14 protein-coding genes and 1 tRNA gene are annotated in these 14,307 nt (G+C 39.0%); 10 read left to right on the top strand and 5 right to left on the bottom strand.

Annotated features, from left to right (window positions below; genetic code table 11):
* Window positions 1-15: 15 nt before the first annotated feature.
* Together ACE1ET_RS07430 and ACE1ET_RS07425 are read right to left on the bottom strand one after the other, a co-directional pair.
* Complete coding sequence (locus tag ACE1ET_RS07430; protein WP_375727746.1) at window positions 16-1,179, bottom strand: iron-containing alcohol dehydrogenase; 1,164 nt, start codon at window positions 1,177-1,179, stop codon at window positions 16-18.
* 5 nt (window positions 1,180-1,184) lie between these two features.
* Complete coding sequence (locus ACE1ET_RS07425; RefSeq protein ID WP_375727745.1) at window positions 1,185-1,484, bottom strand: antibiotic biosynthesis monooxygenase; 300 nt, start codon at window positions 1,482-1,484, stop codon at window positions 1,185-1,187.
* 178 nt (window positions 1,485-1,662) lie between these two features.
* Between ACE1ET_RS07425 and ACE1ET_RS07420 the strand changes: the two genes are divergently transcribed.
* From ACE1ET_RS07420 to ACE1ET_RS07405, 4 genes are all read left to right on the top strand, one after another.
* Window positions 1,663-2,418, top strand: coding sequence for a helix-turn-helix domain-containing protein (locus ACE1ET_RS07420; protein ID WP_375727744.1), 756 nt, complete (start codon window positions 1,663-1,665; stop codon window positions 2,416-2,418).
* A 33-nt stretch (window positions 2,419-2,451) separates the two neighbouring features.
* The gene (locus ACE1ET_RS07415) at window positions 2,452-2,877 is read left to right on the top strand and encodes a hypothetical protein (RefSeq protein ID WP_375727743.1); all 426 of its coding nucleotides are present in this window, start codon (window positions 2,452-2,454) and stop codon (window positions 2,875-2,877) included.
* Window positions 2,878-2,934: 57 nt separating this feature from the next.
* Window positions 2,935-4,629, top strand: coding sequence for a redoxin family protein (locus tag ACE1ET_RS07410; protein WP_375727742.1), 1,695 nt, complete (start codon window positions 2,935-2,937; stop codon window positions 4,627-4,629).
* A 131-nt stretch (window positions 4,630-4,760) separates the two neighbouring features.
* Window positions 4,761-5,306 carry a TlpA family protein disulfide reductase gene (locus ACE1ET_RS07405; RefSeq protein ID WP_375727741.1) on the top strand — a complete coding sequence of 182 codons (546 nt, stop codon included), beginning with the start codon at window positions 4,761-4,763 and terminating at the stop codon, window positions 5,304-5,306.
* Window positions 5,307-5,315: 9 nt separating this feature from the next.
* Here ACE1ET_RS07405 and ACE1ET_RS07400 read toward each other — a convergent pair whose 3' ends face one another.
* Both ACE1ET_RS07400 and ACE1ET_RS07395 read right to left on the bottom strand, forming a co-directional pair.
* The gene (locus ACE1ET_RS07400; RefSeq protein ID WP_375727740.1) at window positions 5,316-6,287 is read right to left on the bottom strand and encodes a DUF4097 family beta strand repeat-containing protein; all 972 of its coding nucleotides are present in this window, start codon (window positions 6,285-6,287) and stop codon (window positions 5,316-5,318) included.
* Between the two features lie 111 nt (window positions 6,288-6,398).
* Entirely contained in the window at window positions 6,399-6,716 is a 318-nt protein-coding gene (locus tag ACE1ET_RS07395) for a 4a-hydroxytetrahydrobiopterin dehydratase (RefSeq protein WP_375727739.1), read from the bottom strand.
* Window positions 6,717-6,971: 255 nt separating this feature from the next.
* Here ACE1ET_RS07395 and ACE1ET_RS07390 point away from each other — a divergent pair, with 255 nt between their 5' ends.
* On the top strand, window positions 6,972-7,409 hold the full coding sequence (locus ACE1ET_RS07390) for an OsmC family peroxiredoxin (protein ID WP_375727738.1): 438 nt from the start codon (window positions 6,972-6,974) through the stop codon (window positions 7,407-7,409).
* 9 nt (window positions 7,410-7,418) lie between these two features.
* On the opposite strand, the gene gldA is transcribed toward ACE1ET_RS07390, so the two are convergent.
* A complete protein-coding gene (gene gldA, locus ACE1ET_RS07385; RefSeq protein WP_375727737.1) occupies window positions 7,419-8,312 on the bottom strand; it encodes a gliding motility-associated ABC transporter ATP-binding subunit GldA in 894 nt (297 codons plus the stop codon).
* A 256-nt stretch (window positions 8,313-8,568) separates the two neighbouring features.
* Here gldA and ACE1ET_RS07380 point away from each other — a divergent pair, with 256 nt between their 5' ends.
* The 5 genes from ACE1ET_RS07380 (at window position 8,569) to ACE1ET_RS07360 (ending at window position 13,881) form a co-directional block, all read left to right on the top strand.
* Window positions 8,569-9,558, top strand: coding sequence for a pseudouridine synthase (locus ACE1ET_RS07380; RefSeq protein WP_375727736.1), 990 nt, complete (start codon window positions 8,569-8,571; stop codon window positions 9,556-9,558).
* Window positions 9,559-9,562: 4 nt separating this feature from the next.
* Window positions 9,563-10,954 carry an aminopeptidase P family protein gene (locus ACE1ET_RS07375; protein ID WP_375727735.1) on the top strand — a complete coding sequence of 464 codons (1,392 nt, stop codon included), beginning with the start codon at window positions 9,563-9,565 and terminating at the stop codon, window positions 10,952-10,954.
* Between the two features lie 49 nt (window positions 10,955-11,003).
* Window positions 11,004-13,145 (top strand): ribonuclease R, encoded by a 2,142-nt coding sequence (gene rnr, locus ACE1ET_RS07370; RefSeq protein WP_375727734.1) that lies wholly within the window; start codon window positions 11,004-11,006, stop codon window positions 13,143-13,145.
* Window positions 13,146-13,338: 193 nt separating this feature from the next.
* Window positions 13,339-13,412 (top strand) — tRNA-Ile (locus ACE1ET_RS07365).
* A 277-nt stretch (window positions 13,413-13,689) separates the two neighbouring features.
* The gene (locus ACE1ET_RS07360; protein ID WP_375727733.1) at window positions 13,690-13,881 is read left to right on the top strand and encodes a GIY-YIG nuclease family protein; all 192 of its coding nucleotides are present in this window, start codon (window positions 13,690-13,692) and stop codon (window positions 13,879-13,881) included.
* The last annotated feature ends 426 nt before the right edge of the window (window positions 13,882-14,307 follow it).

Below are 14,307 nucleotides of genomic sequence, written 5' to 3'. Positions count from 1 at the left end.
AACGGATGAGTCTTTTTAAAGTCGTTCCTTTAAAATGGAAGCCATTGATTCTGCATCAAATTTCACCGGATTATTTTTATTCCCGGATCCGGATACAATTTTTTCAATGTCATTGGTTGTAATTCCAAATTCACCAAGCGTTGGAATCCGCAGCTGTTCTGTTATGGCATAAAGCTGTTCAATGAACAGGTCAATCTTTTTGTCTGTTGGAGCATTGGAATCCAAGAAGATATTTGAAACTGTAAGATATTTTTTAAGCGCATCCTGTTTATTTTCTGCGCGTAATCCGGCAACGGTAAATTTATTATTGGCTGCCATTAAAGTTCCGCAAACTACGCCGTGAGGGATGTCAAAATAAGCACCTATAGGGGATGCAAAGCCGTGAATGGTGCCCAGTCCTGCATTGGCTAAAGCAATACCTGAGATCATTGCCGCATAAGCCATATCGGTTCTGGCTTTCAGATTTTCACCTTCGGTAAACACAGCAACAAGGGAACGTTTAATGGCCTTTAAACCGGAAAGTATTAGCGACGAGGTCATTTCATCGCACGTTGGTGACAGATAGGCTTCTAAAAGTTGCGTAAAGGCATCCATTCCACTGGCAGCGGTTACGTTTGGCGGACAGCTCAGGATCAACTCAGGATCAATAATGGCTACATCTGGAACATAGTTATCGTGGCGCAGCGACTTTTTAAAGCCATCTTTTCCAATCTGAGAAATTACAGCATTTTTAGTCGTCTCACTTCCGGTACCCGAGGTGGTTGGAACGGCAATGAATGGTATTTTTTTCCCGTTGGGATTCAGATGTCCCACACCTTCGAGATAATCTGTTATTTTCCCGTTGACCGCAAGCATGGCTGAAATCGCTTTTCCTGCATCCATCACACTTCCTCCACCAATGGCAACAACAACATTAATGTCTTTATCGGTATAAGCCTCTGTAATTGCGTCTATCATCGCCGGGGATGGTTCGCCGGATATTGGTTCAAGATATGCTGAATTGCTTTTCAGAATAGGAGCGATAAGTCCGGCATATTGTTTTGAGGCGTGGAAGGATTTTCCTCCGGTAATAAACAGGATGTTTGAACCGAAAGGTACAATCACCTTCTTAAGTTCGGTCAGCTTTCCCGGTCCGAATAATATTTGGGGAAGTTTGGCAAATACAAAAGGATCGATCATAAGACTTATGGATTTTCAGGAAGTAAAATCTTGTGTTTAACGCCTTCGCGGGGTTTTGCCATCCAGTCAGCCACGGTATCACGCCATGTTTTATAATGTGCAGTTTCTTTGTGAGCTGCTGCAGCTTCTTCCGAAATATAGGCTTCGTAAAATGTAAATTTAAGCGGATCGGCTTTGTCCTGTAAGATATCAAAGCGCATGTTTCCTTTTTCTTTAACAGAAGCAAGATGATTTACTTCGGAGGCTTTCATAAATGCACTTAAGTATTCTTTTTTTACCCAGATATGGACAAGTGTTGCAATCATTAGGTGTATTTTAAATGTGATGTGATACAAATATACGGGAATAATTCTGCAACGACTAAAATGTTTTAATTCACACATAATGAGGCGTGTATGAAATTGTCGGGTAAATGTCGGGTTTTTTCATTATGTTTTTTTATGATCTTAAGGATCAACTTATTAACTTTAAAAGAAAATCCTAATGTTGAAGCAACCCGAACTTGGTGAGAGGATTACAGAATTACGTAAAACAAGCGGACTTACTCAGGAGGAGTTGGTTGAAAGATGCAATATAAGTGTGAGAACGCTCCAGCGCATAGAATCAGGAAAGGTAAATCCAAGGCCTTATACGATACGTATAATTCTTAGTACTCTTGATCTGGATGAAAATTTATTGACTGAAAACAGAATTACGATTATTAATAATGCAAAACCAGACAAAAAGCATGGTCTGATTAAAACTGATCGTGTTGTTGTTCGTACTTCTGTTTTGCTTATTACTGTTGCATTGTTGATTGCATCAAAGCCCTTTATGTCTCATAAGACTGATGGAAGATCTGAAATTGAAGGATACTGGGAATTTGCAGGGAACTATTATGGTGATTATTTTATTGAAAACGGTTCAACAAGGTACCTGAAATTTGATGATGATTCAAATTTTATAAGTTTCAACAGAGATGGATCTCTATATAATTCAGGTAAATATTTTTTAAATAAGGATCATACGTTTACAACACGACATTTCAATATGGGAGGAAACCTTGGCAATTCTGCCAATTTGTACAATTACAAAATTAAGAATGATACCTTAAGGTTTTATGGTTATTACTTAAAATCTTATGGGAATAACAATTATAAGTCAGAATTTTTAGATGAAGTATGGATTCGTAAGCATAACTGGGCGGAAATAAGTCAGAACTTTAAACGAAAAAACAATAAAAATTTTGCATTCAAATAGGAATTAATTAAGTATAATATTAAATCAAATCTCATGAAAAAAATTATTTTTTATTGCTTGTTTGTAATCCTTGTATCATGCAGTGCAGGCAGGATGGCCCTGGAGAAGGAGATAAAAGGTACCTGGATAATTACCAGCCAAACTAATCCTAAAAATTATGATTTACGAAAAGTAACCATGAAACACGGTAAATTTGAATCGAAAGCCATTTCAGGTGATCGGTTATGGGTGTATAATCAGGGCGATTATGCTGTGATCAATGATTCGCTTTTGGTTACTGTGCACAAAGACAATAATGGACATCTAAGTCGGTTTTCAAATCTATACACTATAAAAATTCAAGGGGATACATTGCATTTTTATGGGTTATACATCAGCCCGTTTATGTCAGTTAATGACGATGAAGCCAGGCTGCTGACCCGTCCGTCTTTGGTGGATGAGATTTGGGTTAAGGAATAAACTGAATCTATTGTTTTTAGAAGTGAGACAGCCTGTTGAATAAATTACTGTAAAAACATGAAAATTAAATCACAGTTATTATTAACGCTGTTGTTTGTGCCGCTCATGCTTAACGGTCAAATGTCAGAAAATGCACTTTCGTTTGAAGAAGAGGCATTTAATACATATTTTTTCAATAAAGATGTTCCTGTTGTAAAAGGGAAAGTATTAAATGCAGGTCCTGAAGAACTCAAAGACTGGACGATTAAGTATTCCATAGTAACTCCTTTTTACGAATTACAAACGGCTAAAACAAGTCAGCTAAATCCTGACGGAACTTTTGAACTGGATTTGGATTACGCGTTTCCGAATCAGCAGGTCTGGTTCAGGATTGATCCATTAATCTATGCAGGTTTATATGTAAATACGGATTTATATATTGAACTTGACGCGAGGCTCATTAAAGAAAAGGGGATGGTGCGATTTAATGGAGAAGGTGTTCGCTTCTTAGGATCTGATGGAGAACTAACAAGCTTTATGAATAACCATGTGATTTACCAAAGAAGGCAACAACTTGACGTCCAAAGTAAATTACGAAAAATAAATCTTGAGAGTGGCTATGAAAGTGTTTTCTTAGAGCTGGAAGCTATTGATGATAATTATATTAAAGAAAATCCATCGGAATATGCATGGCTCGTAAAAAATGAACGCCAATCAGAGTATTATGAAGGTATTTTAAGACAGTCACGGGGTCAAAAAATAGATGAAGAAGTATGGAAACAACTAAACCAGCATAGGCCATGTTTAATGTCAAATAAAGGCATGAGTTTTTATAATAACTTAGGGTTGTATTTTACTTCATTTCCTCAAAGAGTTGATTTCACGGGTTTTGAAAAGTATTCTAAGCTCACGCCTGATCAGAAGTTATTAATTGATTCTGCGATTGAATTAAAAACAAAAAACGATCAGTTGGATAATCCTGATTGGCTACTTTATGGAACTTTAGTACATAAAGCATTGAAATTTTTAGGAGATACAATGGAAATATCACGTGAGGTAAATAAAGCCTTTTTGTATGATAGCTTATATAGTAAACCAAAGTCAGATTTGCTAAAACTACATATTAGCAGTAAAGATCCAAAGCAGCATAAGGTTTTGCTTGAGTTTCTTTTGCAAAACATGCAAACAGAATGGTGTATAAATGTTGTACAGAAGGATTATGACATGACTGTAGCTAATGTTGAAAAAATTAATGATTATTTAAATAAAGGAAAGGAATTAGAATCGGATGCGACGATTGGAACTCCAATAAAAACCTTTCCATGGGGAGCCGATTTATACTCTACAGATAAGATTAAGGCAGATCAACTATTACAAAATATATCAGCTAAGTTTAAAGGCAAATCATTAATTATTGATATCTGGGCTACCTGGTGTGATCCTTGCATCAGAGAAATGCCATTAAGTACACAACTGCATAATGAAATGAAGAACATGCCGGTTGAATTTATTTATATCTGTACAACAAGAAGTTCAAATATTGAGAAATGGAAATCAAAAATTGCAGAATACCAACTAAGTGGGACACATATTTTTTTAGATGCCGGAATTGTTCAGGATCTATTAAATTTATTTTCAGCAAGTGGTTATCCAACTTATGCTTTTATCGATCCTAAAGGTAAATACATTCCAGGCTTTAATGTGAGACCATCTTCTGTTAATAAAGAGGAGTTAATGAAATTGGTTATGGTTGCAGGTGAATTAAATAAGTAATTGACTGAAATGCAACGGAATTTTCCATATCTCAATTTTGTTCCTGAAAAGGAGTAACATAAAATTACTTTACCAGAATATTTGAGAAGCTGATTCAAAAATAGTTCAATTAGGTTAAATTATAAGAAATCATGAAATTCCAAACCATTATCCTGTTCATCCTGTTTTCTCTAAATGCCTATTCGCAAGACAACAAAGGTGAGTTTATAATGATTAATGACACACTCAATCAATACGGAGATATTGATAAGATTCTTAATTTGGGAGTCTTTAAGAATAAGGTGGTATATGTTGATATTTGGGGAACAAAGTGTGGCCCCTGTCTGAATGAATTTCAATATCTGGACGATTTAAAGCAACGGTTTAGGAATGATTCGGTTGTATATTTATATATGTGTTCAAGGTATGGTAAAACCAGAGACAAAGCCAATGAAAAACTTTGGGAAGAATTAGTTTTTAAAAATCGATTGAAAGGCGTAAATATCCTGATTTCAAATGAATGCTATAAGGATGGTTTCTGGCAGTTATATAAAAACAATTACAGTGAAAACAGATTGTATGGAATACCAACTTATCTCCTGGTGAATAAAGATGGGGATATCATTAATTTTGATGCTCCAAGACCTTCAAAAAAGGAGATATTATATTCTGAAATACAAAAGCTTCTGGACGAGTAATAAGTGGTTCTAATTATACCGCTGCGATCCCGAAGAACTTGAACCGCGGACCATAATGACGCCGTCACCGGTTTTAAGGGTTTTACTGCCGCTGCTTCCAAAAGCTTTCAGACTTCCCGATGTGGCTCTCAAATCAAATGTAAAATCATCGGCATTATTATCGAGGTTCATGGTTATGCTTCCCGAAACAGAGTGGAATTCTGAATCTGCTTTAAGCTGAACATTTTGTCCGGATTGGCTGCCGCTTGACGATGTCAGGTTCAAAGCGCCTTCAAAATCAGTTACCCTGATGCTTCCAGAACTTGTTACGGCGCTGATCTTTCCTTCAACAGAATTAAAACGTAAAGAACCTGACGATGCGTTGGTTCTTATTTTTCCTTCTATGTCTTCAAACACCTGGCTCCCACTGGATGATCTGGCACTGATATTACCTTCTGCATCGTATACTTTTATGCTCCCGGAACTGGTTGTAACATCAAGTTCTCCTTCAATACCTGAAAGTGAAATGCTGCCGGAACTTGCTGAAACATTCATCTTGCCCTGCAGGCCTTCAGCATGAATACTTCCTGAACTTGAGGTTAAGCCCAGTTTGTCGTTTTTTAAGTTTCTTGCAGTAATACTTCCGGATGAGTTATTAACCTTTACACGAATATACTTAGGAACTTCAAGTTTCAGGTGGCCGGAAATGTTCTGAAACATTTTGTTATCCTTTTCAACCCATACAGACAAAGTCCCGCCCTTTACTTCATAAAGGATTTTTGAATCGTCACCTGCTTTTTTGGTTGTCAGTTCACCCCAAAGATGCACATTATCGGCATCGTGACTTTCAACTTCCACATTCATAAAGGATCCGTTTACCTCTACAGCATTGATGTTGTTAAACGTTTCGTCAATCTGCTGACTCATTACATCATCTGTTGTAACGTAGTTGCCAACTATAAAAATTGCCACAACAAAAACTATAGCTAAAGATGTTTTCATGATAAATCAATTAATTAACCGTGGGATTGTACAGTTATTACGTACAAAAACGGATTTTGTTACAGATTTTGCTATGAAATATCGGGTGAACCAAAATTTAAAGTTGTCCTATCAGATTCTGTCAATTTTTGCAGCCATAATGAAATCATTGGCTGTTAATCCTGACGCACTATGGGTTGTTAAGCTTATTGTAACCTTCTTAAACCCCAAAAGAATATCGGGATGATGATTCTGCTGCTGTGCTAATTCTGCGATTTTATCTACAAAAACAACGGAGGGACCGTATTCCGTAAAGGGATACGTTTTTACCAGTTTATTACTGTCTTCGATGACCCAGCCCGAGGTAAGCATTGAATAATATTCCTTTACTATGATCTCTTCCAATAACTCTGCACGATGAATACAAGTCTGCTCATAAAGTGGTTGCATAATACAATGTTTTTAAGTTTAACATTAAACACATTCACATAATGAAATGTGGAATAACGGAAATCTTTAAACCAAAATTATTGGTTCACTCAACTCCCTTAATTTGAAAGTATCAAGTTAAAACAATTAGGATCAAATAATTGAAAAAGAGCTGTTAAACAAATGAAATAACTGTTAATGCAATGAAAGGTATATGTCTTTGCATTGTTTTACTTAAAGTAAGTATTTGATATTATTAACCTAAAACAAAAAGTAATGATAAGTAAAGGTTTTGCACAGTGGGAAGGAGATTTGAAAAAGGGAAGCGGGTTGATCCGGTTGGAATCATCAGGGCACATATCACCTTATTCATTTAATTCCAGGTTTATGGGAGGTTCAGGAACCACTCCTGAAGAACTGATTGGTGCAGCTCATGCCGGTTGTTTTTCCATGGCACTAAGCAATATTTTGTCATCTCACGGTTATAAAGTTGCTAGCATCGAAACCACTGCATCGGTTAATCTGAAGGAAGAAGGCGATGGTTTTGCTATCAAGGAAATTGTTCTGACAACGATGGGGAATGTTCCTGAGCTGGCGCTTGAGATGTTTTTGAAATATGCCAATGAAGCCAAGGAGAATTGTCCCGTTTCAAAGGCCATAAGTAAAGACGTTAAAGTGTCGTTGGAAGCTAACCTGGTTCGGTTGGATAAGTAAACCGTGTTTTTATTTCGTCAGTTCTCTGAATACATCCTCCAGGGAAGATTTCTCAAGCGACATAGACAGAATTAGCCAGTCATTGTCGGCAGCCAGTCTCGATATTTCTTTTCGGATATCGTTGCTGGCTTTAATGTTATATACAGATACGGAAGTTTCTATCTGCAGAACAGAGCCAATAGCCCGAAGTTTTGCCTCATCAATGGGATCTTCAAATTCTACTCTGATGTTGAAACTCTTGTTCAATTGCTGACTTAACTTACTTACCGGAGCATCCGCTACAATTTTGCCTTTGTTGATGATGATGGCTCGTTCGCAAATAGCCTGTACTTCCTGCATAATATGGGTAGAAAGCATTACGGTTTTCTCTTTCCCCAGGTTCTTTATCAGATCTCTGACTTCAACAATCTGGTTTGGATCAAGCCCTGTTGTCGGTTCATCCAGAATGAGTACCTCCGGATCAGGAATAAGTGCCTGAGCGATGCCAACACGCTGACGGTAACCTTTAGACAAAGCCCCGATTTTTTTATGGCTTTCAGGAGCAAGACCTGTGATCTCAATCAGTTCTTCTATCCTTGCATTTATATGATCAACCGGATAGAAACCGGCGACAAAGCGCAGGTATTCCCTCACATACATATCTGTGTAAAGCGGATTATTCTCAGGGAGATATCCAATCTTATACCGCGAAGCAATATCACCCTTTTTTACTTCAATTCCTGATATTTCAGCCCTCCCGGAATCCATTTGAATGTATCCGGTCAGTATTTTCATCATTGTGGACTTTCCGGCACCATTGGGACCAAGAAATCCAACAATTTCACCTTTCCCTATAAAGAAAGAGACTTCATCAAGAGCTTTCTGTTTGCCGTATGTTTTTGTTATGGATTCTACTTTTATCACAACTTCATGTTTAAAACTGTAAGAACAAAGATAACTGCTTTTTGAAAAGCATAATAACTTCCTTTTCAATTTGGACTAAAGTCCAACGTTAATGTCTTTCAGGTAACACGGGGCTTAAGCCCCGTGTTACAATGTGATAGGTATAAAATGGACTTTAGTCCTGATAGTTATATTGAGCAAACAATTAAAGCTTTTTAAGAATAGAACCTGATTTATGTATCTGTTTTTATTGGTGTTTTTTTATCACCTTTGCACCATGAAACAAAATTATTCAGACAGAGGCAGAAAAGGGGGCCGGGATGGTTCTCCTAAAAAGGACTTCAGAAAAAAAGAAGGACAAGCCGGATCACCTAAAAAGGATTTTCAGCGCAGTGAAGGTAAGGGTGGTGCTCCTAAAAGGGATTACAGGAAGAAAGACGGAGCTGAAGGAGCTCCTGGCAGGGAATATAAAAGAAAAGAAAGATTCGATAAACCTCGTAGAGATCCCGGAGAAGGTGGTTTTAAAAGTCGTTCTGTCAAAAAAATGCCTAAATCGGATCTTAGGCTGAACCAATACATTGCAAGGGCAGGAATCTGCTCTCGTCGTGAGGCAGATAAACTGATTGAGCAGGGGCTAGTAAAAGTCAATGGAAAGTTGGTGACAGAACTGGGAGTGAGGGTCAATCCGTCTGACGAGGTTCGGGTAGACGGAACCCGGATCAAGCCGGAAAAAAAGGTGTATATATTATTGAATAAACCTAAGGATACAGTTACAACGCTAAAGGATCCTAATGCCAGAAAGACCGTATACGACCTGATTAAAAATGCCTGTGAGGAACGCGTTTATCCTGTCGGACGGCTGGACAGAAACACAACCGGCGTGTTGTTGCTGACTAACGATGGTGATTTATCCGCGCGATTAACGCATCCAAAGTACAACCACAAAAAAATATATCACGTGTTCCTGAACAAGGATGTAACGAAAAATGATCTTCAACAACTGGCGGATGGCTTTGAACTTGAAGATGGTTTTATCGCTGCCGATGTGGTGAGCTATGCTCATGCCGAGGATAAATCGCAGATTGGAATTGAAATCCATTCCGGAAGAAACCGGGTCGTAAGGCGCATGTTTGAACATCTTGGGTACGATGTGGTTAAACTTGACAGGGTATATTTTGCCGGACTGACAAAGAAAAACCTGCCACGGGGTAAATGGCGTTTCCTTACCGAACAAGAGTTGAATATGTTTAAAATGCTAAAAAAATAAAGTTATGTTTCAGAAAAGTGTGTATGTCAATCGGAGAGATCAATTGAAAAAAATGATGGGTAGTGGGTTAATTCTGCTTCCCGGGAACAACGAAATGCCAATGAATTACGAGGATAACACCTACAGATTCAGGCAGGACAGCACTTTTCTGTATTTCTTTGGCCATGATCAGGGCGGTCTGACAGCCGCAATAGATGTGGACAATAATGAGGATATCTTCTTTGCCGATGAATTTACATCTACGATGATTCTGTGGATGGGATCGCAGGAAACCATGGCAGAAAAGGCGCAGAAAGTTGGCGCCAAACATATGCCGATGAAAGCATTCGGCGAGCTGATAGCCAACGCATTAAAAAAAGGACAACGCATTCATATATTACCACCTTACCGTGCCGATCGTAAAATCTGGCTGGGAGAGTTGCTGAATGTTCATCCGAATAAAGTGGAGACTTTTGTTTCAGAAAAGCTGCTGAAAGCATGTATTAAAATGCGTTCGGTTAAGGAAGCAGTTGAAATAGAGGAAATCAGGAGTGCTATGCCAACTGCCTATGCCATGCATACAACAGCCATGAAGATGGCTAAGCCGGGATTGTTTGAACGTGAGATAGCGGGACGTATCGAGGGCATTGCTGCCAGTGATGCTGCAGGAATTTCGTTTCCCATAATTCTAACGAAGAATGGTCATATTCTCCATAATCACGTTCATCCGAATGAGCTTAAACAGGGAGATCTGATGGTGGTGGATGCCGGTTGTTCTTCATTTCTGAATTATGCAACAGACCATACACGTACAACTCCTGTTGGTGGTAAGTTTACTCAAAAGCAAAAAGAGATATACCAGATTGTTCTGAACGCTAATGAGGCTGCAAGAGAGGCGACCAGGGCAGGTGTATATTACAGGGAATGTCATCTGATTGCAGCGAAAACTATTGCATCAGGACTAAAGGATTTGGGATTGATGAAAGGCAATGTGGACGATGCTGTGACAGCAGGTGCACATGCACTGTTTTTCCCTCATGGACTGGGCCATCATATGGGCCTGGATGTGCATGATATGGAAGATTATGGAGAGGACCTGGTTGGTTATGACGAAACCATACAGCGCAGCCAGCAGTTTGGTTTAAAAAGTCTTCGCTTAGGAAAGAAACTGGAAACCGGTTATGTGATCACCAATGAGCCCGGGTGTTATTTTATACCACATCTCATTGATGCCTGGCAGGCAGATGGAACCAACGCGGAATTTCTGAACTTCGATAAAATCAATTTCTACCGCGATTTTGGTGGTATTCGGCTGGAAGATGATATTCTGGTGACTGAAAACGGATGCGAGCTGCTTGGTGAACGTATTCCAATTACTGTTGAGGAAGTGGAAGCCATGTGTGCTTCAGGAATGTAATCTTTAGCAACACTTCTTCTGCTCCGCTACTATACATTAAATATACATTATGCCAAAACAAAAAGGTAAAAAGCCCAAAATCAATAAACGCAACCTGTCAGGGTTAATCATGAATGAATTCATTCAGACCCCTAAGCAGGTTATGACTTACAAGCAGCTATCTAAAAAGCTGGATCTGAAACGCATGTCTGAAAAGCAACTGGTGAATGTTGTACTGACAGAACTAGCTGATGCCGGACATTTAAATGAAATCTCAACCGGTCGATTCAGGCTTAATAATCAGGGTGCTTTTATTACCGGTACACTCTCCCGCGATGGAAGTGGTGCTGCTTACCTGGTTCCTGATGAGGGAGGGGAAGATGTGTTTATCCCGGATCACGCTTTAAATAAAGCATTGAATGGCGATACTGTGAAGGTTGTGGTATACGCCAGACGTAAGCGCCGCCTGCCTGAAGGTGAAGTCGTTGAAATCATCAAGCGGGGCAAAAACGATTTTGTTGGAGTAGTGGAGGTATCGCATAATTTCGCTTTTTTAGTGCCTGATACCAAACGCCAGGGATACGATATTTTTATTCCGCTGGATAAACTGGGTGAAGCGAAGCAGGGACAAAAGGCCATAGCCCGTATTGTGGACTGGCCGCAAAAAGCCAAAAACCCGATTGGGAAGATTATTGAAGTGCTTGGAAATGTAGGGGACAACAATGCGGAGATGCACGCTATTCTTGCTGAATACGGATTGCCACATAAATATCCCGAAAATGTTATTCAGGCCGCAGAAAAGATAAGTGATCAGATTGACCCAGAGGAAATAAAAAAGCGGCGGGATTTCAGAAAGACCACGACGTTTACTATTGATCCATGGGATGCAAAGGATTTTGATGATGCACTCTCAATTAAGAAACTCGAAGATGGTTTATGGGAAGTTGGCGTTCACATTGCTGATGTAACTCATTATGTCCGACCCAAAACCTTACTGGAAAATGAAGCCTATAAAAGAGCAACATCTGTTTATCTGGTAGACAGGGTTGTTCCGATGCTGCCGGAACGCTTATCCAATAACATATGTTCCCTGCGGCCGAATGAAGAAAAACTGACATTTTCAGCTGTGTTCAAAATGGACGAAAATGCCGAAGTGAAAGATAGCTGGATAGGCAGAACCGTTATTAATTCGGATCGCCGTTTTACATATGAAGAGGCTCAGGATATCCTCGAGGGAAAACCGGGTGATTTTGAACAGGAGTTGAAGATACTGAACAGTCTTGCTAAGAAATTAAGGAGTAAACGATTTGCTAATGGTGCCATTAATTTTGAACGATCCGAGGTGAAGTTTGAAATTGACGAACATGGTAAGCCATTGCGGGTCTTTTTTAAAGAGCCCAAGGATTCCAATCAGTTAATAGAGGAATTCATGCTGCTGGCAAACCGTACTGTCGCTGAATTTATTGGTAAAGTTCCGAAAGGGAAGAAGGCCAAAACATTTGTTTACAGGATTCACGACAAACCATTGCCGGATAAATTTGATACCTTCAGACAGTTTATAAAGAAATTTGGATACAAAATTAATGCAGCCAGTGAGGAAAGCATATCTGCTTCTTTAAATGAGGTACTTACCAAGGTTAAAGGTAAATCGGAACAAAATCTGATAGAAACCATTGCGATCCGTTCTATGGCAAAGGCTGAGTATTCTACATTCAATATCGGGCATTACGGACTGGCATTCAAGTATTATTCACACTTTACCTCACCCATCCGACGTTATCCGGATATGATGGTTCACCGGCTTCTGGATCGTTACATGAATGGTGGGCGCAGTGTAAATGAAGAACAGTATGAGGACATGTGTCAGCACAGTTCCGATATGGAACAACTGGCTGCTCAGGCCGAACGCTCATCCATAAAATATAAGCAGGTGGAGTTTATGAAAGACAAGCTTGGGGAAGAGTTTGACGGTGTTATCTCAGGCGTTACCGAATGGGGAATATATGTAGAACTGGAAGAGAATAAATGTGAGGGGATGGTTCCGCTGCGTGACCTGGATGATGATTTTTACGTGTTTGATGATGCCAATTATTGTATTACCGGCAGAAGAACAAATAAGACATACCGTTTGGGAGATGCGGTAAGGATTAAGGTCGCAAGCGCTAACCTGGAAAAGAAACAGCTGGATTTTCAGTTATTAGCCAAGCAATAGTGCATGTTTTATTTGGTAAATTTGGGCTAATTCTGTAATATTGCACTCCGAAATTTTCAATGAAAATTTAGGGCCTCTCCCCGAATGTTCGGGGCAGCTGGTTATACCGATAGCTATCGGGACTGACTTTACCGAATATTCGGTACAGGTGGTCAGTATAAATCAAAACCTGAAGTATAAAATGTTACTAAATGGGCCTATAGCTCAGTTGGTTAGAGCACCTGACTCATAATCAGGTGGTCCCTGGTTCGAGCCCAGGTGGGCCCACAAAAAAAGCTTCTGCAAACGCAGAAGCTTTTTTTGTGGAAGAGTTTTTGGTCCTTGGTTCGCCCCGCATTTGCGGGGCAGGTGGGCTCACAAAAGATCAAGAGGGAGAGAACGAGAGAGACCACGCTTTTGCGGTTTTCCCTCAATACTCACCCTCAAACTCAGTTTAGTAGCAATATTTGCAATCGAGAACGTATAGAAAGGCTTTTTATTCCTAGTATTGTAATTTTGCCTGTATCATTCGCTTTCTTGTATAATAAGGCAGAATTTCTAAACCATGAAAGCGTATTGTTACATAATATTTAGTGAAAAGTTGAATCGATATTACATAGGTTCCATTGAACTTGAAGTGGAAGTGAGATTAAAAATGCATAATGAACGTCATTATGGCAGAACGAAATTTACAGCAGCTGCAAATGACTGGGTTGTTTATCTCGAAATTGAATGTGAGTCAATTTCGAAAGCTTAAAATATTGAATCATTCATTAAAAGAATGAAATCAAGAAGATTTATTAAATTTTTGAAAAATCCCAAAAGGATTGAATGGCTTAAAGCTAATTGTTAAGTTTCTGGTTCGCCCCGCATGTGGGGGCAGGTAGGCTCACAAAAGAGCAAGAGGGAGAGAACGAGAGAGACCACGCTTTCGCGGTTTTCCCTCAATACTCACCCTCAAACTCTTATTTTTATAAATATATGAATTCACGAAAGTTTTGCAGTAAACTAGTTTATAGGTAAACACAAAAAAAACTTCACGCAAGTGAAGGTTGTGCTGATGTGCAAGTATCCTCAATCGTGTATAATGTTTTTGTAAATATATTTTGTAATTCAGTAATTGCCCAGTTTACAATATATTTTGGTGAAATAATTATTATAAGCTTTAATCTATGTAAAATGA

The organism is Quyinboa mangrovi (genome assembly GCF_042219825.1).
In the GTDB taxonomy this organism is placed as follows: Bacteria; Bacteroidota; Bacteroidia; order Bacteroidales; family UBA5342; genus JBHJHP01.
This window is presented reverse-complemented; position numbering and strand designations above follow the sequence as displayed.